This window comes from Priestia sp. GS2, assembly GCF_036409025.1.
Classification (GTDB): Bacteria; Bacillota; Bacilli; order Bacillales; family Bacillaceae_H; genus Priestia; species Priestia aryabhattai_A.
Genome location: NZ_JAZGJX010000001.1, coordinates 570,870 through 592,128 on the forward strand (window position 1 = coordinate 570,870; position 21,259 = coordinate 592,128).

Annotated in this window: 23 protein-coding genes; 21 read left to right on the top strand and 2 right to left on the bottom strand. The window is 37.1% G+C overall.

All coding sequences use genetic code 11. The annotated features are described in order from the left end of the window. Window positions 1-22 precede the first annotated feature (22 nt). The 6 genes from V2145_RS02980 to V2145_RS03005 all read left to right on the top strand — a co-directional run bounded on the left by V2145_RS02980 (window position 23) and on the right by V2145_RS03005 (window position 5,639). On the top strand, window positions 23-391 hold the full coding sequence (locus V2145_RS02980; RefSeq protein WP_131888245.1) for a hypothetical protein: 369 nt from the start codon (window positions 23-25) through the stop codon (window positions 389-391). A gap of 18 nt (window positions 392-409) precedes the next feature. Then, the gene (locus V2145_RS02985; protein WP_247600460.1) at window positions 410-1,177 is read left to right on the top strand and encodes a metallophosphoesterase; all 768 of its coding nucleotides are present in this window, start codon (window positions 410-412) and stop codon (window positions 1,175-1,177) included. Between the two features lie 108 nt (window positions 1,178-1,285). Continuing rightward, complete coding sequence (locus V2145_RS02990) at window positions 1,286-2,206, top strand: MerR family transcriptional regulator (RefSeq protein WP_131888244.1); 921 nt, start codon at window positions 1,286-1,288, stop codon at window positions 2,204-2,206. Window positions 2,207-2,328: 122 nt separating this feature from the next. Next, window positions 2,329-2,934: a genetic competence negative regulator gene (locus V2145_RS02995; protein WP_094910674.1), complete on the top strand. Its 606-nt coding sequence runs from the start codon at window positions 2,329-2,331 to the stop codon at window positions 2,932-2,934. A 313-nt stretch (window positions 2,935-3,247) separates the two neighbouring features. Next, entirely contained in the window at window positions 3,248-4,516 is a 1,269-nt protein-coding gene (locus tag V2145_RS03000; protein ID WP_179289222.1) for a Glu/Leu/Phe/Val family dehydrogenase, read from the top strand. A gap of 154 nt (window positions 4,517-4,670) precedes the next feature. After that, complete coding sequence (locus V2145_RS03005) at window positions 4,671-5,639, top strand: YpdA family putative bacillithiol disulfide reductase (RefSeq protein WP_094910907.1); 969 nt, start codon at window positions 4,671-4,673, stop codon at window positions 5,637-5,639. 32 nt (window positions 5,640-5,671) lie between these two features. Here the strand turns inward: V2145_RS03005 and V2145_RS03010 are convergent, their stop codons facing one another. Beyond that, window positions 5,672-6,643, bottom strand: a complete 972-nt coding sequence (locus V2145_RS03010) for an asparaginase (RefSeq protein WP_094910672.1) — start codon at window positions 6,641-6,643, stop codon at window positions 5,672-5,674. Window positions 6,644-6,772: 129 nt separating this feature from the next. Here V2145_RS03010 and prsW point away from each other — a divergent pair, with 129 nt between their 5' ends. The 10 genes from prsW to V2145_RS03060 all read left to right on the top strand — a co-directional run bounded on the left by prsW (window position 6,773) and on the right by V2145_RS03060 (window position 16,197). Next, on the top strand, window positions 6,773-7,423 hold the full coding sequence (prsW, locus tag V2145_RS03015; protein WP_094910671.1) for a glutamic-type intramembrane protease PrsW: 651 nt from the start codon (window positions 6,773-6,775) through the stop codon (window positions 7,421-7,423). Window positions 7,424-7,566: 143 nt separating this feature from the next. Further along, a complete protein-coding gene (gene sleB, locus V2145_RS03020; protein WP_434223148.1) occupies window positions 7,567-8,652 on the top strand; it encodes a spore cortex-lytic enzyme in 1,086 nt (361 codons plus the stop codon). Between the two features lie 14 nt (window positions 8,653-8,666). Continuing rightward, window positions 8,667-10,016: a germination protein YpeB gene (gene ypeB / locus V2145_RS03025; protein WP_094910669.1), complete on the top strand. Its 1,350-nt coding sequence runs from the start codon at window positions 8,667-8,669 to the stop codon at window positions 10,014-10,016. A 169-nt stretch (window positions 10,017-10,185) separates the two neighbouring features. Then, window positions 10,186-10,836 carry a flagellar brake protein gene (locus tag V2145_RS03030; protein ID WP_094910668.1) on the top strand — a complete coding sequence of 217 codons (651 nt, stop codon included), beginning with the start codon at window positions 10,186-10,188 and terminating at the stop codon, window positions 10,834-10,836. Between the two features lie 69 nt (window positions 10,837-10,905). After that, on the top strand, window positions 10,906-11,082 hold the full coding sequence (locus tag V2145_RS03035) for a YpfB family protein (protein WP_165932590.1): 177 nt from the start codon (window positions 10,906-10,908) through the stop codon (window positions 11,080-11,082). 120 nt (window positions 11,083-11,202) lie between these two features. Continuing rightward, window positions 11,203-11,883, top strand: a complete 681-nt coding sequence (cmk, locus tag V2145_RS03040) for a (d)CMP kinase (RefSeq protein ID WP_094910667.1) — start codon at window positions 11,203-11,205, stop codon at window positions 11,881-11,883. Then, window positions 11,880-12,461: a lysophospholipid acyltransferase family protein gene (locus tag V2145_RS03045; protein ID WP_094910666.1), complete on the top strand. Its 582-nt coding sequence runs from the start codon at window positions 11,880-11,882 to the stop codon at window positions 12,459-12,461. The genes cmk and V2145_RS03045 overlap by 4 nt, the downstream gene beginning before the upstream one ends. Before the next feature lie 162 nt (window positions 12,462-12,623). Continuing rightward, window positions 12,624-13,760, top strand: a complete 1,137-nt coding sequence (rpsA, locus tag V2145_RS03050; protein ID WP_094910665.1) for a 30S ribosomal protein S1 — start codon at window positions 12,624-12,626, stop codon at window positions 13,758-13,760. Window positions 13,761-13,772: 12 nt separating this feature from the next. Then, window positions 13,773-14,822 carry a type 2 isopentenyl-diphosphate Delta-isomerase gene (gene fni / locus V2145_RS03055; protein WP_330987306.1) on the top strand — a complete coding sequence of 350 codons (1,050 nt, stop codon included), beginning with the start codon at window positions 13,773-13,775 and terminating at the stop codon, window positions 14,820-14,822. Between the two features lie 166 nt (window positions 14,823-14,988). Next, window positions 14,989-16,197, top strand: coding sequence for an MFS transporter (locus V2145_RS03060; protein WP_311856795.1), 1,209 nt, complete (start codon window positions 14,989-14,991; stop codon window positions 16,195-16,197). Window positions 16,198-16,517: 320 nt separating this feature from the next. Here V2145_RS03060 and V2145_RS03065 read toward each other — a convergent pair whose 3' ends face one another. Then, window positions 16,518-16,655, bottom strand: coding sequence for a YpzI family protein (locus V2145_RS03065; protein ID WP_094910662.1), 138 nt, complete (start codon window positions 16,653-16,655; stop codon window positions 16,518-16,520). Between the two features lie 120 nt (window positions 16,656-16,775). Between V2145_RS03065 and V2145_RS03070 the strand changes: the two genes are divergently transcribed. The 5 genes from V2145_RS03070 (at window position 16,776) to V2145_RS03090 (ending at window position 21,216) form a co-directional block, all read left to right on the top strand. Beyond that, entirely contained in the window at window positions 16,776-17,393 is a 618-nt protein-coding gene (locus tag V2145_RS03070) for a YphA family membrane protein (protein ID WP_131888240.1), read from the top strand. Window positions 17,394-17,643: 250 nt separating this feature from the next. Further along, window positions 17,644-18,954: a ribosome biogenesis GTPase Der gene (der, locus tag V2145_RS03075; RefSeq protein WP_131888239.1), complete on the top strand. Its 1,311-nt coding sequence runs from the start codon at window positions 17,644-17,646 to the stop codon at window positions 18,952-18,954. 17 nt (window positions 18,955-18,971) lie between these two features. Continuing rightward, window positions 18,972-20,012 (top strand): NAD(P)H-dependent glycerol-3-phosphate dehydrogenase, encoded by a 1,041-nt coding sequence (locus V2145_RS03080; protein WP_094910659.1) that lies wholly within the window; start codon window positions 18,972-18,974, stop codon window positions 20,010-20,012. 247 nt (window positions 20,013-20,259) lie between these two features. After that, complete coding sequence (locus V2145_RS03085) at window positions 20,260-20,466, top strand: DUF2768 domain-containing protein (protein WP_094910658.1); 207 nt, start codon at window positions 20,260-20,262, stop codon at window positions 20,464-20,466. Window positions 20,467-20,490: 24 nt separating this feature from the next. Continuing rightward, entirely contained in the window at window positions 20,491-21,216 is a 726-nt protein-coding gene (locus tag V2145_RS03090; protein ID WP_330987307.1) for a hypothetical protein, read from the top strand. Window positions 21,217-21,259: the final 43 nt, after the last annotated feature.

Below are 21,259 nucleotides of genomic sequence, written 5' to 3' on the forward strand. Positions count from 1 at the left end.
GTAGTGAGGGGAGGCTTGTATTATGAGAAAGTGGTTATTATTTGTAATAGGTTGGGTATGTAGTTATTATTTCATTACAACCTCTGTATTTGAACAAAAAGGAGTTTCACTAGATACCATTGTGTACTTTCTGAAAAATCCAGAGAATCTCTTTGCAACGATTTTGCTCTTTTTGATTAGCTGTACGTGTCAGGCTATTTGGGTAAAAATGCTATTTGAAAATATGTACCGTTGGATACAAGGGACAAGGGTGCAGAAGATGGACTTTTTCGTAGCATGGATTTCTTTAGTAGGATGCGTAGCGTTTATTTCATATGAGTGTTACTTACTATTACCAGTTATAGTGGCTTCATTTATTTACGGTATAGGTGCTGCTTCACAAAGCAAATAAAAAGGAGTGAGCATAATTATGATTATAGGAATTATCGGTGTATTAATAGTAATTGCTATTGTTTTACTTACTTACATGGCAAAAGAAGCACAGCGTACAGTCGTCGAACAAGAAAATATTGAAGTGAAGGGTGTTCCAAAGGAGTGGCAGTCATTACGCATTTTCTTTATTTCAGATATACATAAACGTACGGTTACACAATCCTTAATTGAACAAGTAAATGGAAAGATTGACTTTGTTGTTATTGGAGGAGACCTAGCTGAAAAAGGTGTCCCGATCCAACAGATTGAAACAAATATTAAGCAATTAAGCCAGTTAGGTTCTATTTACTTTGTATGGGGAAATAACGATTATGAAATTGATCAAGAAAGTTTAATGAATATCTTTAAAAAGCATGAGGTAATAGCTTTAAAAAACGAAGCAATTTGCATAGAGAAAGAAGGGGTTTCCTACAATATTGTAGGAGTTGATGACTTGTCAGAAGGACAATTAAACATGAACCAAGCCTTTAAAGGCATAGATCAACGGTATTTTACATTGTTGTTTAGCCATAATCCGGATGCAGTCTTTGAAGTAGAAAATCATCGTGTTGACTTAATGCTTAGTGGTCACACCCATGGTGGACAGATTCGTTTGCTTGGATTCGGTCCTTATGAATTAGGTGGACTAAAAGCACATAAAGATACAGTTTATTTTGTAAGCAATGGTTATGGAACTACTTCTGTGCCCCTTCGTTTGGAAGCAAAAGCTAAGGCGCATGTTCTCACAATCACTAGAGCAAACTAACTACAAGAGTCTCTGAAACCCAGCATATATAAATTTTACACAACGTGTAACTTATCCTATAATGCAAGTAATACGTTATAGTTCATGAAGAGTCGTTGGAGGTTACATATGGCTTCACAAGAAGGAAAGTATAATATTAAAGCCATCTCAAACATGGTCGGAATCCAACCCGGAACGTTGCGTGCATGGGAGCGTCGCTATAAAATATTTAACCCTGTGCGAAACGAGTCGGGTCATCGTTTGTATACAGAGGCAGATTTTAAAAAATTAAAGTGGTTAACAGATAAAGTAAGCAATGGCTTTACGATTAGTCAAGCCGTCTCGTTGTTAGAAACAGAGAGCGCAAATGTTCACCAAACTGATGACCAAAGTGAAGTGGAAACACCTCAACGTTTAAAGGATCAAATTTTACATCATTTATTATCTTTTGAAGAAAGTAAAGCACAAGAGCTAATTAATCATGCTTTTAGCTTATATTCGGTGGAGCAAGTAGTCATTGATATACTGGGTTCTTTATTAGTTACAGTAGGAGACATGTGGGAGAAAGGAAAGATTACAAGTGCCCATGAACACTATGCTACACAGCTTTTAAAAACAAGAATTAGTATGTTATTTTATTCTCTTCCTTCAAGTGGCTTATTGCCAAAAGCCATTGCGGTATGCGGTCCGAATGAAACACATGAAGTGGGGTTGCTTGTTTTTACATTATTCTTAAGAAGAAAAGGGTTCGAAGTTATTTACTTAGGGAGCAGCATTGAAGAAAGGGATATTTATCTCATTTTAAAAGAAGTGGATCCAACCTTCTTCTTTATGTCCTGTACAATGATGGAAAATGCTAAGAAAACCGTTGATTTAGCGTGTGATGTACAGGGAGAGTTTCCTCATTTGAAAATTGGCCTTGGTGGTTTTGTTTTTGAAATGTTAGAAGGAAAAGATAAAGAGCGAGCTTCTTCATTTTTATTAGGGAATTCTAAAAACGAATGGAATGAATGGCTAACTGAAAAATTAGCTGAGCATCATAATCAATAGGCTTGTTTTTAACCGTGTAAACCTGTAAACTCGTAAGTAAACATCACGAACCGTTTTCTAGAAGGTACATATACTGCATTATCAAACCATGTGGTTATGAGTGCAAGCGGGGAGGGACGCAAATGAGACTTGAGCGTTTAAATTATAATAAGTTAAAAGTCTTTGTCACGTACGATGATTTAAAAGAGCGAGGACTCACAAAAGAAGATTTGTGGACTGATACATTTAAGGTTAAACAGCTGTTTCGTGAGATGATTGAGCAGGCGTCCAAAGAATTGAATTTTGAACCGACAAGCTCGCTTTCAGTAGAGATTTTTTCCCTTCAAGCTCAGGGGATGGTCGTGTTTGTGACGAAACAAGATAGTCAAGATGAAATGGAAATTATGGATGACCATGAAGATATGTATGAAGAATTTATCGAGATGCAAGTGATGTTGGATGAGAGTCACGATTTATTCTTTGAGTTTCAAACGTTTGAAGACGTTATTCAACTAGCAAAACGGATTAATGAGCATTACGATATTGAAACCATTCTCTATTCGTTTGAAAATCGGTTTTATGTGTTAGTAGGAGAAGAAAAACTGACGATGAAAGAGATTGGAAATATTATAGCGTTATTAGCAGAGTACGGAAACCCTTCTACGATTACGAAACATCGTGTACAGGAGTATGGAAAGCAGCTAATTCATAATCAAGCTCTTTCGTATATTGCAGATACTTTTTCATAAACTTAGAGCAAAGGTACATTCAAATGTAACAGCTCCTTTTATTGCTATAGGTGTTACGTAAACCTGCGGCAATAAAAGGAGTTTTTTTAGGGATTTACCTCACATGGTCTTGCGAAAAATAGTAAAAATTATGATGATTACACAATTAATTGGAAGCGTTTTCGTTTTGTCCTACAAAATATCATAAAACTTTCATATTTCCCTTTGCATTGTAAAAGTAAGGGTGTATACTATGTCATGAAAGATGCACCAAATTAATGAATTACTAATTTTTTGATCCACTTTAGGAGGTTTACAGATGGTAGCCGACAAAATGCAAGAAAGCAAGAGCAATCGACAAGAAGAGAAAAATGATGTGTTAAAATCTACTCAAACGGTCATACATAAGGCGTTGGAGAAATTGGGCTATCCTGAGGAAGTATATGAATTGTTAAGGGAACCACTTCGCATGATGACGGTGAAAATTCCTGTCAAAATGGATGATGGTTCGGTTAAAATCTTTACAGGTTACCGCGCTCAGCATAACGATGCTGTTGGTCCCACAAAAGGTGGAATTCGCTTTCACCCAAATGTAACAGAAAAAGAAGTGAAAGCTCTTTCTATTTGGATGAGTTTAAAATGTGGGATTGTAGATTTACCTTATGGCGGGGGAAAAGGTGGAATTGTATGTGACCCTCGTAACATGTCGTTTGGAGAATTAGAAAAGTTAAGTCGTGGATATGTAAGAGCAATTAGTCAGATTGTAGGTCCAACAAAAGATATTCCAGCACCAGACGTGTTTACGAATTCGCAAATTATGGCCTGGATGATGGATGAATACAGTCGAATTGATGAATTTAATTCACCAGGTTTTATCACAGGTAAACCGCTTGTCTTAGGAGGTTCTCACGGACGTGAAACAGCAACAGCTAAAGGGGTTACAATCTGTATAAGAGAAGCGGCTAAAAAACGTGGAATTGATTTAAAAGGTGCAAGAGTCGTGGTGCAAGGTTTTGGAAATGCCGGAAGCTTTTTAGCGAAATTTATGCATGATGCAGGAGCTAAAATTATCGGTATTTCGGATGCATATGGTGCTTTGCATGACGAGAACGGTTTAGACATTGACTATCTATTAGATCGCCGAGATAGTTTTGGTACGGTAACAAAGTTATTTAATACAACAATTAGTAACAAAGAATTATTAGAACTGGATTGTGATATTCTTGTTCCGGCAGCAATTGAAAACCAAATTACAGAAGAAAATGCTGATAAAATCCGAGCAAGTATTGTTGTAGAAGCAGCAAATGGACCAACTACATTAGAAGCAACTCGTATTCTGTCTGAGCGTGGCATCTTGCTTGTGCCTGATGTATTAGCTAGCGCTGGAGGCGTTACGGTTTCTTACTTTGAATGGGTTCAAAATAATCAGGGTTATTATTGGACAGAAGAAGAAGTAGAAGAAAAACTAGAAAAAGTAATGGTTAAATCCTTTAATACTATTTACGAAACGTCGACAACACGTAAGGTTGATATGCGCTTGGCTGCTTACATGGTAGGCGTACGTAAAATGGCTGAAGCATCGCGTTTTAGAGGCTGGATTTAATAAGTAGAAAGATTTGCGTATTTATAAAAAATCTCCTATCATAAGATAGGAGATTTTTTTGTGCGTAAAGATAATTTACTTAGTAGGAACCAATGGAGTTGAAAGAGAGCTTGGTGCAACGCTAAAGTTCGTTGGAAGTAAAGGAGTGAGTAGTTTGGAAAAAGAAACAGCAATCATTATCGGAGGGGGACCTTGTGGACTTTCTGCAGCACTGGAACTGCAGGCTATCGGCATCAATGCCCTTGTCATTGAGAAAGGGAACATTGTAAATGCCATCTACAATTACCCTACCCATCAGACTTTTTTTAGTTCAAGTGAGAAGTTAGAGATTGGAAATGTTCCATTTATTACAGAAAACAGAAAACCAGTTCGAAACCAAGCTCTTGCTTACTATCGTGAAGTAGTTAAACGCAAAAAATTACGAATTCACTCGTTTGAACTTGTAAAACATGTACAAAAGAACAATGGAGGACAATTTGTTGTTACCACTTCAAAAGGTGAGTACGAAGCAGAGTATGTTATTGTTGCAACTGGCTATTATGATTCACCTAACTATATGAGCGTGCCTGGTGAAAATTTATCGAAAGTCCATCACTATTTTAAAGAAGGGCACCCATACTTTAATCAAGATGTAGTTGTAATTGGTGGTAAAAATTCCAGTGTGGATGCAGCATTGGAACTAGTAAAAGCAGACGCTCGTGTGACAGTTATTTATCGAGGGACAGAATATTCAAAAAGTGTGAAACCTTGGATATTACCAGAATTTGAAGCCTTGGTACGAAACGGCATCATCGAAATGATTTTTGATGCAGTTGTCACTCGTATCGATGAACACACGGTAACGTATTCGAATGGAAAAGATGAAATTACAATTCCAAATGATTTTGTCTTTGCGATGACCGGTTATCATCCAGATCATTCATTCTTAGAGAAAATGGGTATTGAGATTGATTTTGAATCAGGTCGTCCGCTGTTTGATCCTGATACAATGGAAACAAATGTGCAGGGTATTTTTATTGCAGGGGTAATTGCAGCAGGAAATAATGCAAATGAAATCTTCATCGAAAATGGGCGTTTTCATGGAAGGCAAATTGCTGAATATCTAGCAAGCAGACAACCATAATGGTGTAACACCATTATGGTTGTCTTTTTCTATTAATGATGAAAGATTTCTTGAATTTCTTCTTGATTTGAAGAGCTTTGAAGAGCAACTAACAATTTAATTCTTGCTTTTTGACCGTTGAGCCCATTTGAGAAAATCATACCTAGTTCCTTTAAATGCTTTCCTCCACCTTCATATCCATATACATCCTGTGCAATACCATTAAAGCAACGAGATACCAGTACAATTGGAATGTTTTTATCCAATAGTTGTTGTAAACCTTGTAAGGTGCGGGGAGGTAAATTTCCTTGCCCAAGTGCTTCAATGATTAAGCCATCAATATGTAAGGATGCTAATGATTGAAAAATCTGTTCATCCATACCTGCATAAGCTTTCAGTAAAACGACCTGCTTGTCAATATTATCTACAGGATAAAATTCATGCTCTGTAGGCATATGATGAAATGAGATGCCTTGCTTTGTTACAATTCCAATTGGTCCATATTGAGGGCTTTGGAATGTAGCTACATTGCTTGTATGTGTTTTAGTCACGTTTTTAGCCGTATGGATTTCATCGTTCATGACCACGAGAACGCCTTTTCCTTTAGCAGCATCACTTGAAGCTACGCGCACTGCAGAAATAAAGTTATAAGGGCCATCAGATCCAATTTCATTGCTGGAGCGCATTGCACCCGTTAATACAATTGGAATATCCGTTTTAGTTGTTAAGTCTAAGAAGTAAGCGGTTTCTTCAAGCGTATCAGTACCATGTGTAATTACGACGCCATCAATTTGGTCAGTCTCAATTTTTTGCTCAATTTTTTTCGCTAACGTAAGCATTTCTTTTGGTGTAACGTGAGGTGAAGGTAAATGAAACACTTCCTCGACAATTATGTTTGCTAAGCTAGCTATTGACGGTGTGGAGTGTTGTAAAGGATTATGATCATCAGGTTTTACTGCGCCAGTTTGAGCATCCTCTTTCATTGAAATAGTTCCACCGGTGTGAATAATATAAAGAGTTTTCATAATGACATCCTTTCGTTATTGAATTGTTAAAAGTCTTTGCTACTTTCAATTAGGTAGTAGATAAATGATTTTCTTTCTAACAATAACATGATACGATGGAAAAAAACAGATGAAAAGAGGCGCTGCTTTATGTTAGCGATTTTATCTGCAGGTATTGCGCCTGGATTAGCATTACTCAGCTTTTTTTATTTAAAAGATGAGTACGAAACCGAACCAATTTCAATGGTCTTCAAAACTTTCATTTTTGGCGCGATGCTTGTGTTGCCGATTATGTTTATCCAATATGTGCTTCAAGAAGAAAACTTGTTTCATTCTCCTTTTTTAGAAGCATTCGTTTCCACCAGTTTCTTAGAGGAATTTTTCAAATGGTTTATTTTGTTTTTTACGGTATATCAACACGTTGAGTTTGATGAGCATTATGATGGCATTGTATATGGTGTTTCTGTTTCATTGGGATTTGCTACTGTTGAAAATATCTTTTACTTGTTTGCTAACGGTTTAGAATCAGCGATTGGTCGAGCGATTCTACCGGTTTCTAGTCATGCCTTATTTGGAGTTATTATGGGTTATTACTTAGGAAAAGCAAAATTTTCAAAAGGAAATGAAAAAATAAAATGGACCTTATATTCAATCGTTACACCATTTTTATTACATGGCGTTTATGATTATATTATCATCACAATGGATAATTGGATTTTTATTATTATTCCATTCATGATTTATTTATGGTGGTTGGGATTACGTAAAGTAAAGCAAGCAAAAAAGGTATTTATTGCTTAATAAAAGGACGTAGCTTTCTGATTAAGAAAGCTACGTTTTTTGTTTTATTTGGGTAAATTTCTCCTAGCCTGTATAAAAAAACATCCTTTACAAAAAATACTCCTATCATCTTATCACTTACATACGATGTAGGAGGTTATGGAATGTTTTTAATGGGACGAATTACAAAGTATATTTGTTCAGCTTGCGTATGTTCTTTATTAGCAATAACAATGATTAATCCGCAGTCTTCATCAGCTTTTACCAATCAAGTCATTCAACAGGGTGCAGTAGGGGAAGACGTTATTGAATTACAGTCTCGTTTACAGTACATCGGCTTTTATAATGGGAAAATCGACGGTGTTTTTGGATGGAGTACGTACTGGGCACTTCGAAATTTTCAGTATGAGTTTGGTATAAAAAAGATTGATGGATTAGCCGGAGCGCAAACCAAACAAAAGTTAGCAGACGTAACAAAATATTATGAGTATCATGTAAAGACTGAGTTGAAAAAAGGAAACAAGTTTACGCATTACGGTGGAGTTCCAATTGATAAACAAAAGGGTTCTTCATCAAAGTCGAATCAGAACAATGTACAAAGAAACGCAAAATCACAATCAGAAAGTCAACGTCAGCAGTCGGCAGGCCAACAATCAGAAAGTCAACGTCAGCAGTCGGCAGGCCAACAATCAGGAAATCAGCGTCAGCAGTCAGCAGGCCAACAATCAGGAAATCAGCAACAACAGTCACGAGGACAGCAGCAATCAGCAGGCAGAAATAACAATCAAGCTACTCCTCAACAAAGTCAAAATAATAACGCTGCTACCAATGGAGGCAGTGAACAACAGCAAGAAACAGCACAAAAACCTACGGCTTTAAATGTTCCAAATGGATTCTCACAAAATGATATACAGCTAATGGCCAATGCTGTATATGGAGAGTCAAGGGGTGAGCCGTATAATGGGCAGGTGGCTGTAGCAGCGGTTATTTTAAATCGAGTTAACAGCCCTACATTTCCAAATACGGTGGCAGGAGTTATTTTTGAACCAAGAGCTTTTACAGCCGTAGCAGATGGCCAAATTTGGCTTGAACCAAATGAAACAGCAAAAAGAGCTGTATTGGACGCCATTAATGGCTGGGATCCAACAGGTAACGCAATGTACTATTTTAATCCGGATACAGCAACGAGTGCATGGATTTGGTCAAGACCGCAAATTAAACAAATCGGTAAACACATTTTCTGTAATTAAGAGAGGTGATAATAATGATTCGAACAATTTTAATTACAATTTTAGCAGTTGGTGTGGTAGGAGTCGGATACTGGGGGTATACAGAGCATCAAGAAAAAGATGCAGTTTTATTACAAGCCGAAAATACGTATCAGCGAGCGTTTCATGATTTATCGTACGAGCTTGATTTATTAAATGATAAAATTGGTGGGACGTTAGCGATGAGTTCGCGAGATCAGTTATCGCCGGCGCTTGCAGAAGTATGGCGTTTAACTTCAGAAGCACATAGCAATGTAGGGCAACTGCCACTTGCGCTATTACCTTTTAATAAAACGGAAGAGTTTTTATCCGATATTGGCGATTTTGCGTACGAGGTAGCGGTTCGAGATCTCAGTAAATCTCCACTCACAGATAAAGAGTATAAAACATTAAACTCTCTTTATGAAAAGTCATCTGAAATTCAGAACGAAATGCGTACAGTTCAGCATTTGGTTATTGATAATAATTTAAGGTGGATGGATGTGGAACTAGCTTTAGCAACAAAGGAAAAGCAGGGTGACAATACCATTATTGATGGATTGAAAACGGTTGAAAAGAGCATGGATTCCTATGCGGAGTCAGACTTGGGTATTACCAATACATCAAATGAAGAAGAGAAGAAAGCTTTTAACCAGCTTAAAGGTCGTGAAGTGGATGAAAGAGTTGCAAAAGAAGTAGCACGATCATTTTTAGACTTAAAAGGAAAAGAAGAAATGCGCATTGTTGAAAGTGGTAAAGGAGCTAATTATCCTTTTTACAGCTTAACAATTAAAGACCCTTCAACAAAGCAAGAGATTTATATGGATATTACGAAAAAAGGTGGATATCCGATTTGGGTGCTAGAAAACAGAGATGTTAAAAAGCAAAATATTAGCTTAAACGAGGCAATGGAAAAAGCTAATAAATTTTTAAAAGATCATCGTTTTGAGAGCCTTGTAATGTCGGAGAGCGCTCAGTACGATAACCTTGGTGTCTTTACATTCGTTGAAGAAACTGAAAGTGGAGTGCGTATCTATCCGGATGCTGTAAAAATGAAAATGGCGCTAGATGATGGAACAGTAGCGGGGTTCTCAGCAAAAGAGTTTTTATTGAGACACCGCACACGAGATATTCCTGAACCAACGATTACAAAAGAAGAAGCAAGGTCAAAGTTAAATCCAAATCTTAAAGTTATGGAAGATCGCCTAGCCATTATTGAAAATGATTTACAGGAAGAGGTATTGTGTTATGAGTTTCTTGGCACAATTAATGACGATACGTATCGAATCTTTGTAAATGCAAAAACAGGTTATGAAGAGAAGGTAGACAAATTACAAAACGCTGAACCAATCTATGATGAGGTTTAATCAAAAAGCCTTCAAGTATGAAAAATACTTGAAGGCTTTTCTAATTTTGTATAAATGATGTGTAATTTATTGGATGTTAAATAAGTATATGAAACTAAATGTATTTACAAAGTAAGTACATTTTACTATTTTTAATAGTAGGTCTACTAATGATATGGGGGGCTTTTATATGATTAAAGTTGGAATGCCGCTTAAACTGGAAAATGAAGAAGGTGAAATCACCTATCGATGTAAAGTGGTTGATTGCACAGAGCATAAGTTAATAATCGATTATCCACTTAATGAAAAGACCAAAAAAACCGCTTTTTTAATGAAAGGGACAAAATTAAATGCAATGTTTATAGGGGAAGATAAAAGTGTTTATGGATTCTCAACAGAAGTGAAAAATCGAGCGATTAAAGATATACCTATTATCGAATTAGATTATCCAGGGGACAAGTATTTAGAAGCTGTACAGAGAAGAAATTTCTTTCGTGTTCCTGTAACGCTAACAGTAGTTATGAAGAAAGATGGTGAAAAGGAGGGTTCATTGCAAAGCTTTACCAAAGATTTAAGTGCCGGGGGAGTTTGTATTCATTTGTTTGAAAGAAGTGATTTTAAAGTGAATGAAGAAGTTAAGATAGGTTTACTATTGAAGTATGAAGAAAAAGAGGTAACTCTTGAGTTGCAAGGTAAGCTTGTACGCATTGAACAGCCAATTAACGAACAGCATGGACAGTTATCCGTAGAGTTTTTGAGCGCAAGTATAAAAGCAAAACAACTACTAATGCGCTATACGTTAAAACGGCAGCTTGAATTAAGAAGAAAGGGATTGTTATAAAATAAGTATAAATTAAGTCTGTTCGTTCCAAACTAGTATGTAAATACAATAGTGGAATGAGAGATTAACATGAAGCGTATTGAAAATTTACTGATAAAATTTGTTATTGTACAGTTCTTTTTTTTGTTTACTGCTCAAGCTCTTTTATTTTACAGCGAACACACAACTTATTTTTCTAAAGTTATACAGTATGAAGGAGTAGCAAAAAATAATTTCAACAAAATTATTGAAACGTTCGACCAGTAAAGCGGCGATATGATAAAATAAAAATAATGATTAAAAAAGCAGGGGACAACCTGCTCTTTTTTTTCGTGTAAAAAGAAATGAATGAAAAATATGTTCTTGTTAGCACGTCAAGGAGGATTTATGGAAAAGCAAATTTCAATTGCTATTGATGGACCTGCTGCGGCTGGTAAAAGTACAGTAGCAAAGATTATAGCAGAAAATTTATCATATATTTATGTAGACACAGGTGCGATGTATCGTGCACTTACGTATCAAGCTCAGCAGCAAGGGATTGAATTAGAAAGCGAAGAAGCGTTACTTCGTTTATTAAATAAAACAGAAATTGAACTGAAGCCTTCGGAAAATGGACAAGTTGTTAGTGTAAATGGTAAAGAAGTTACAAACGACATCCGTTCAGCAGAGGTAACAAATTCAGTATCAATCGTTGCTAAACACCGATTGGTACGTGAAGAAATGGTCGTTCGCCAGCAGAAGTTAGCTCAAAACGGAGGCGTCGTAATGGATGGACGTGATATTGGCACGCATGTGCTTCCTCATGCAGAAGTGAAAATCTTTTTACTTGCATCAGTGGAAGAGCGAGCTCAGCGTCGTCATGAAGAGAATGTGAGAAAAGGCTTTCCATCTAATCTAGAACAGCATAAGATTGACATTGCCCGACGAGACAAAATTGATTCAGAGCGTGAAGTCGCACCTTTGAAAAAAGCGGATGATGCAATTGAAATCGATACAACAGCATTGTCAATTGAAGGTGTCGTTGAAAAAATACTTTCTATTACGCATGAAAGGGTTGGAATGCTGTGAGCTTTTATACATTTGCACGTTCAGTAGTACGCGGTATATTAAAGCCTGTCTATCGTTATGAAGTAATTGGCACAGAGAATATCCCATCAGAAGGTGGGGTATTACTGTGCTCAAATCATATTGATAACCTAGATCCGCCTACCGTAGGAATTACGTGTCCTCGCCCAATTTCATTCATGGCCAAAGCAGAATTATTTGACGCACCCATCTTAAAAACCATTTTACCTAAATTAGAAACATTTCCAGTAAAGCGTGGCATGGGAGATCGTGAAGCTCTGAGAAAAGGGTTGGGGATTCTAAAAGAAGGGAAAGTGCTTGGACTTTTTCCTGAAGGAACAAGAAGCAAAGACGGTAAGCTAAAAAAAGGATTAGCAGGGGTAGGTTTTTTTGCATTGCGTTCTACAGCTGATGTTGTACCTTGTGCAATTATTGGTCCATATAAAGCATTTTCCAAAGTGAAAGTAGTATATGGAAAACCATTGGATATGTCAGAATTTAGAGAACGTCGTGCATCTGCTGATGAAGTGACGGAAGCAATTATGAGTGAAATTGCTAAATTGATTGAAAAATACCAATAGTTCATAAGCTTTTCGCTTGACAAAAGATTCTATTTATTAGAAGTTAGTAACAAAGAGAGTTTTTTCTATACAAAAATAGATACAAGGATATATAGTGATAAGAGCTTCGCTGCTTTTTATCTGAAAATATATTGCTGCTAGATATTGAAGGAGGAAAAGACGATGGTAGAAGATATGAATCAAGTAGAAGTAAAAGCATTAGAAGTTGGCGAAATTGTAACTGGAACTGTAACGAAAGTTGAAGATAAGCAAGTTCTGGTTGAAGTTTCCAATAGTAAGTTAGATGGTGTTATTCCAATTAGTGAATTATCAAGTTTACATATTGAAAAAGCAAGTGATGTAATTAAAGAAGGTACAGAGATTCAAGCAAAAGTAATTAAAGTTGAAGAAGAGCTGTTAGTTTTGTCTAAGAAGGCAGTCGATGCCGAGAAAGCTTGGGATGATTTAGAAAAAAAACTAAGCACAGGCGAAGTATTTGAAGCTGTTGTAAAGGAAGTTGTTAAAGGTGGGTTAGTAGCAGACATTGGTGTGCGAGGATTTATTCCTGCATCTTTAGTTGAAGCGCATTTTGTTGATGATTTTGCTGGTTACCAAGACCAAAGGTTAACAGTTAAAGTAGTAGAACTCGATCGTGAAAAAAATCGTATTATCCTATCACACCGTGCTGTTGTTGAAGAAGAAAACGCACAAAAGAAACAAACAGCTCTTAGTTCTTTAGCAGAAGGTCAGGTACTTGAAGGAACCGTGCAGCGCTTAACAGATTTTGGAGCTTTTGTTGATGTTGGAGGCGTTGATGGCCTTGTTCACATCTCTCAACTTTCACACGAACGAGTAGAAAAGCCCTCTGATGTAGTAAAAGAAGGGGATAGTGTGAAGGTAAAAGTACTATCAGTTGATAAAGGAAACGGACGTATTTCTTTATCAATTAAAGATACGCTTGAGGGACCATGGGACAATATTTCTTCAAAGCTCAAACAAGGTGATGTAGTCGACGGAACTGTTCGTCGCTTAGTATCGTTCGGAGCTTTTGTAGAGATATTACCTGGTGTAGAAGGGCTTGTACACATTTCTCACATTTCCCACAAACATATTGGTACTCCTCATGAAGTATTAACTGAAGGAGAAAAGGTTAAAGTAAAGGTATTAGATGTGAGCGAAGGCGAACGTCGAATTTCATTAAGCATTCGTGATCTTGAGGAAGAAGAACCACTGGATTACGGTGACTACAATCTTCAAGAAGAATCAAAAGGTTTTCAATTAGGCGACATGATTGGAGATCAATTAAAAAAATTAAAATAATGGTGATGTTTGGTGAGTAGAGCGAAACGAAAAATCGATCACATTCATCATGCGATCCACACCGGACAACATCGCTTACACGGACTCGACGACATTCAGTTTGTGCATAACACTTTGCCAGATAAAAGCGTAAAAGATGTCCAGTTAAATACAAAAATTGGCGAACTTTCACTGAGTTCGCCAATTTTTATCAATGCAATGACTGGCGGCGGTGGATTAGAGACGGAAGACATTAACCGCTCTCTAGCAAGGGTTTCTAACGCTTGTGGTTTAGCGATGGCTGTAGGTTCGCAGATGGCTGCAATTAAAAATGAAGAAGAAGAAAAAACATATCGAGTAGTAAGACAAGAAAATCCAAATGGGGTTATTCTTGCTAATCTTGGAAGCGAAGCGACAGTGGATCAAGCAAAGCGAGCTGTTGATATGCTTGAAGCAAATGGAATGCAAATTCACTTAAACGTAATCCAAGAGCTAGTCATGCCGGAAGGAGATCGTGACTTTACTGGAGCTTTAAAGCGCATTGAACAAATTGTGTCTGCTTTAGATGTACCTGTCATAGCAAAAGAAGTCGGTTTCGGTATGAGCGGCGCAGTGGCAGCTAAACTAAAAGAAGCTGGCGTAAGTATTATTGATGTTGGTGGCTACGGTGGTACCAATTTTTCGAAAATCGAAAATGAGAGACGTGAGAAGCATTTTCATTTTTTTAACGATTGGGGGATTTCAACCGCAGCATCTTTAGCAGAGGTATCACAGAGTGTAGATGGTATTTCAATTATTGGCTCTGGGGGTATTCAAACATCAATGGACATAGCTAAATCGCTCGCTTTAGGTGCTTCAGCAGCTGGACTTGCTGGGCATCTACTATCTATTTTAATAAATTCGGGTATAGAAGCTGTTATTGAAGAGGTTTTAGAGCTTCACGAACAGTTAACGTTTATTATGGTTGCGTTAGGTGTTGCCTCTATTTCTGAGCTTCAGCAAGTTCCGCTTGTCATTACGGGAGAAACTTATGATTGGCTATGCCAGCGACCAGTGTTTATTGAAAAATTTAATAATAGATAGCTAAAAAAAGAAAACAAGCACACGTTAGCGTGTGCTTGTTTTCTTTTTTTAATTGAGTTTTCATCTTCATAGTAAAAAGGTGGGTAAGAAACCTGACAACTTGAATGAAATACAAAACGTTTACTAGGTATAATGGTCTGAAAATACAGAAAAAAGAGGTGTAGTTATGAAAAAAGGGCATCCTGTACTAACCATTTTTCTATTCTTTTTAGGCTGGGTTTTCATGTATGCAGACCGTAATATTTTATCTCCGGTGATGGGTGATATTGGAGAACAGTGGGGACTGACAAAAACAGAATTGGGATTAATGTCTACGGTATTTTTTGCTTCCTATGCGGCTATGCAGATACCGACTGGCTTTTTAGCAGATCGTTTTGGGCGAGTGAAAGTGCTTGTTATTGGATATATTTTATTTGGAGTAGCAACGTTTTTAACTGGCCTGGCTACGACGTTTGGCATGTTTTTGCTAATGCGTGCACTAACTGGTCTTGGAGAAGGTACTTATTATGGTTCACAGTATGGTATCTCTTCCAGCATCGCTTCAGAAAGGTACCGAGGGCTCGTGTCGGCATTGATTAACAGCGGTATGGCGTTTGGTATTTCACTAGGCTTTATCGGCTCATCTTATATTACATATACGCTTGATAAAGGGTGGCAGTTCACTTTTTATCTTTTTGCTGTACCAACTATAATTGTAGCTATTTTAATTGCACTATTTGTGGAAGATGGGAAAGTTAAGGAGAGTAAGGCACAAGTAAAGGAAAAAGAACCGCTGCGAAAACTATTTACAAAAAACCATATTCTAGTGTATATATTAATCTTTTGTTCACTTTACGGATTTTTTGGAATGCTAACATGGTTGCCGTACTACCTACAAAGTTCTAGAGGGCTTGAAGCTTCAGAAACAGGTATTATTGCTTCTTTGGTACCATGGGCATCTATTCCTGGGGCTATTTTCTTTGGCTATATGTCTGATCGAATTCAGAATAAAAAAGTGTTGATTGTTAGTTTGTCAGTTGCTGGGGCACTATGTCAATTTTTTATACCTTACACAAACAGCTATGCTTGGCTTTTAGTTGGACTTGTAGTGTATGGGCTGATTGGAAAATTAGCGTTAGACCCAATTTTAATTTCCTACATTGCATCTATTACGCCTTCTACAATGTATTCTAAAGTGTATGGATTTTTTAACTTTAGCGGAATGCTTTCATCTATTTTTGCACCGTATATTACTGGTTATTTTGCTGATCGCTCAGGAAGCATGGAATTGGGGTTTTATTTGTCAGGTGGACTTCTTTTAATTGGAGCGCTGCTCTTTTTGTTTACAGGGAGACAGAAGTCTGTTTACACTGTTTCAAATCCTGTTTTAAAATGACGAATATAATATGAAGGTACAAGGCTGGGACATAAATATTTAAGGCAGTAATATATCCAAACTATGGAGGAGTAATCCTTTTTATAGTTTGGTTTTTTTGTTAAGTGAGTAATCTGTTTGAAAAACTAGTAAAATAGAGCGTAGGGCACGTAACTCCTGCAAGTACTAAAGGAAAGGCTGAGACCTCGCTTTCCACGAGGAGGCTCAGATTCCTTCTGGTGGAAAGCGAGTGTCTGCAGCGTAATGAAACAGACTAGCTGTTACAACCTCAATTCTTGAGAAACGTCATGATTCGTTTCTGAGAAAAGGTCATCAGCACCTTACTTTTGTCCGTTTATATCTCGTGCTTCTTCAGGGCTCTGTAAATTAGTTGCACCAGGGTAATGCAAACCTTGGTCACGGTCTGACTCAACACGCTTTGATTGTTTTAACTTTTTCTCTTGGCGATCTTTTCCCATAATCTCTACCTCCTCATTTTTTATTTATTATAGGTTTACCGAAGTTTGTGTTTCTATGCTTACACACACGGTTAATTTTTATAAAACTGATACATAATGAGAGAATAGGGAGTTGAGAAGATGGACGGTTTTCTATTCTATTGGTTTGCTTGGATTGGGTGGATTATTTCAACATTTTTTTTGGGTAAAACGCCTTTAAGGTGGAAGGTGTCGATGCTGTTGCTGATAAGCATTATGCTATCAACAACGTCTGTCTGGGTAGGACCATTTTTCATTAGCTATACTTACCTTTTTTTACTAGTCATGGTGTGTATAGATGCTTCAAGGTTTAAGGCTTCAAAGCAATTATACGTATTATTTATTTCACTCATTGTTATGTTTGCCTATGTAGGATTTTGCTTGTTAGAGCTGTACGATCCAGTATGGATCTTTGTGAATCGCCAATGGCTTTTAACAGCTATTATTTTATATATTGTTTTTCTTCTAGTAAAAGATGACTATATGCGGTGCATAGTTATTTTGCTAGGATTGTTGGGCGGAGATTTTCTGTATAGCTTAATAGTCACCAGTCTCTCAATGCCTTATCCTGTAGGACACCCAACGTTCCTTGACCTTGTAGCCGCTGTACTAATGCTTCTTTTTATTTGGAAAATTGTGCGGACATTCGCATCACAGTTTGATTGGCTGTTAGGGAAATTTCAGCGTCAAAAGCACAACCCGGTAAAACCTAATAATTGATTTCTGAAAAATTTGTTGTTGTGAAGCAGCTTTTTTGATAAAATTGTTTGATTGAGAGAGTACTCTTAATTGTTGCATACAGGTGAATAAGATATTGACTAGTAGGCAATAATTTGAGGTCATGCATGTTTGCATGACCTCCATTTTTGAAAAAGAATGATCTTATCTATTAAAAATATTCAATTGTGAAACGAATGAGCAAAAGGTTGCTATTTATACATAGAACAGATCAAAGAAAGGAAAGATTCGCATGCCAAAACCAATTATTGCAATTGTAGGCCGACCAAATGTTGGAAAGTCAACGATTTTTAACCGAATTGTAGGAGAGCGCGTATCAATTGTCGAAGATATTCCAGGCGTAACGCGCGATCGTATTTATAGCTCAGCTGAATGGCTTAATATGGACTTTAATATCATTGATACAGGGGGAATCGATATTGGAGATGAGCCGTTTTTAGAGCAAATTAAGCAACAAGCTGAAATTGCTATTGATGAAGCGGACGTTATTGTCTTTTTGACGAATGGGCGAGATGGTATTACATCAGCTGATGAAGAAGTAGCAAAAATCCTATACAAGTCTAAAAAACCCGTTGTATTAGCAGTTAATAAAATTGATAACCCTGAGATGAAAGAGTTAATCTATGATTTCTATGCTTTAGGATATGGCGAGCCATTCCCTATTTCAGGCACGCATGGTTTGGGGCTAGGAGACTTATTAGACGAAGCAGCTAAGCATTTCCCAAAAGATGAAGATGAAGATTATGGAGACGATGTTGTTAAATTTTCGTTGATTGGTCGACCAAATGTTGGAAAATCATCACTTGTAAATGCTGTGCTAGGTGAGGATCGCGTTATTGTAAGTAATATTGCAGGTACGACTCGTGATGCTATTGATACAAAGTTTACAAAAGAAGAACAAGAATATGTTGTGATTGATACAGCTGGTATGAGAAAGCGCGGTAAAGTATACGAGAGTACAGAGAAATACAGTGTACTTCGTGCGTTACGAGCGATTGAACGTTCAGATGTCGTCTTAGTTGTATTAAACGCAGAAGAAGGAATCATTGAACAAGATAAAAAGATTGCCGGTTATGCACAAGAAGCAGGAAAGGCAGTTGTTATCGTCATTAATAAGTGGGATACAGTAGAAAAAGACGATAAAACGATGAAAAAGTTTGAAGAAAATGTTCGTGAACATTTCCAATTTTTAACGTATGCACCAATTGTCTTTTTATCAGCGAAAACAAAAAAACGTACGCATACTCTTTTACCAGTTATTAATATGGTAAATGAAAACCATGCAATGCGTGTTGAAACAAGTATCTTAAACGATGTAATCATGGACGCTGTTGCGATGAACCCAACACCAACACATAACGGTAAGCGTCTTAAAATTTATTATGCAACGCAGGTAGCAATTAAACCACCTACCTTTGTTGTTTTTGTAAATGATCCTGAACTACTTCACTTCTCTTATGAGCGTTTCTTAGAAAACAAACTGCGCGCAGCGTTTGGATTTGAAGGAACACCAATTCGAATTATTGCTCGATCAAGAAAATAAAAAGGAGTGCAGATGACATGGAGAAAATTGCGGTATTAGGTGCAGGAAGCTGGGGCACAGCTTTGGGCTTTGTATTAGCGGATAACGGTCATGATGTACGTATATGGGGACATCGCCAGGAAACGATTAATGGTATTAATGAAATGCATGAAAATAAAAAATACCTTCCTGGCGTAGAGCTTCCAATGACTATGCGAGGCTACACATCATTAGAAGAAGCAATTCTTGGAGTAGAAACGATTATTTTAGCTGTTCCAACAAAAGCAATTCGTGAAGTGTTACAAAGTCTTGGAGATGTTGCGACCAATCCGTTAACAATTGTTCATGTTAGTAAAGGAATTGAACCAGATACGCTGCTTCGCATTTCTGAAATGATTGAACAAGAAATGGAACCTGCTAAATTACAGGATGTAGTTGTTTTATCTGGACCAAGCCATGCAGAGGAAGTAAGCAGAAGGCAGCCTACTACTGTTACTTCGTCCTCTAAGAATATGAAAGCAGCAGAAAAAGTACAAGATTTGTTTAATAATCAGCAATATTTTCGCGTATACACAAACCCAGATATAATAGGGGTAGAAATTGGTGGAGCGTTGAAGAATATTATTGCATTAGCTGCTGGAATCACTGACGGCCTTGGATATGGTGATAATGCTAAAGCCGCACTTATGACACGTGGATTAGCAGAAATTGCGCGACTTGGTAGCATATTGGGTGCAAATCCACTTACATTTTCAGGATTGACTGGAATCGGTGACCTAATCGTAACGTGTACAAGCGTGCACTCAAGAAATTGGCGTGCAGGGAATATGCTAGGTAAAGGTCACAAATTGGAAGAAGTACTAGATAGTATGGGGATGGTAGTAGAAGGTGTTCGGACAACTAAAGCTGCCCATCAGTTAGCTGAAAAGTACAGTGTTAAAATGCCAATTACCCAAGCGCTATATGATGTATTGTTTAATGATGTTAGTGCAAAAGCAGCTGTTGATTCTTTAATGTCTCGTACAAAAACTCATGAAATGGAAGATTTAGCGAACATTTTAGGAGAACGAAAGAACTAACTTGCAAAGAAATGTAGAAAAAATAGTAAATTGGTGATGCGGAATCACTTGTAGTTGCATAAAATAACATGTAAATAAAGATGAGTGGAACTCTTCATGGGAATATTTAGTTGTAGCCGAAATAAAGTGCCCCCTTTATTTCGGCTTTTTATTTTGAGTCAATTAATAGAATCCTTTAATTCCCTTTTTTTACACGAAACATGGACTTCCTATGCTATAATGAGAGCGAGAAGGGAGTGGATGAGCGGTGTCGCCAGCGTTATTAAAAATGTGGATTTCACTTGGTTCAATTGCATTTATGTTTATTTCCGTGTTTTCTATTTATTTAAGTCGTTACAAAATTAAAAATGTTATATTTAAATATGTACTCGCTTTCATTGCCTACGTATTGATGATTATTGCGGGATTTATTATGGTGATTGTTGTCTTTAGTGGCCCAACACCTGGAGCATAACAAAAACTGATAGGGTGAAGTTTAATGAGAAAAGTCTTACTATTTATAATTTTCTGTAGCTCAACATTCTTATTATCAGCTTGCTTGTACCCTGAGGCCAATCTATCTCAAAATCAGGTGCCTTATAAAGATCAGCTTGCAGCTGTGCAACAAGCGGTTGATGATTTTCAAAAAGATAGCGGAGGATTATTACCAATCAAAACAAGAGATAACGATACGCCTATTTATCAGAAGTACCCTATTGAATTTAACAAACTTAGCCCACGCTATATGCAAGAGCCACCTGGTACAGCGTTTGAAAGCGGAGGCGTTTTTTCATATATGCTGGTGGACGTAGAAAAAAATCCAACCGTCAAATTAATAGATTTACGAATAGCTGAACAAATCAAAGAGGTAAATATTCATCTGAATCTATACAGACAAAAACATAGCGGTTATGCGCCATTTAAAGAGGTAATTGCCGATGGTGTTTTTTCCATTGACTATAAAAAATTAAACATGAAAGAGCCACCCACCGTTGTAAGTCCTTATAGCAGCCAATTACTTCCACTTGTGTTAAATGAGAAAGGTGAGCTGTTTGTGGATTATTCATCAGACTTATATGAAGCGTTGCAAAAGCATAAACATACATATAAAGAAGGAGAAGATATTCGGAATCTTCTAGTTGAGCATTCTCCTTTTGTTCCAGCTTATTCACTGCCGTATACCATTAACGAAAAAACAAATGAACCAATATTTTTAGAAAAATGAGTCATTAACCCTTTCTCGCTGAATAAAATTCAGAGAGAAGGGG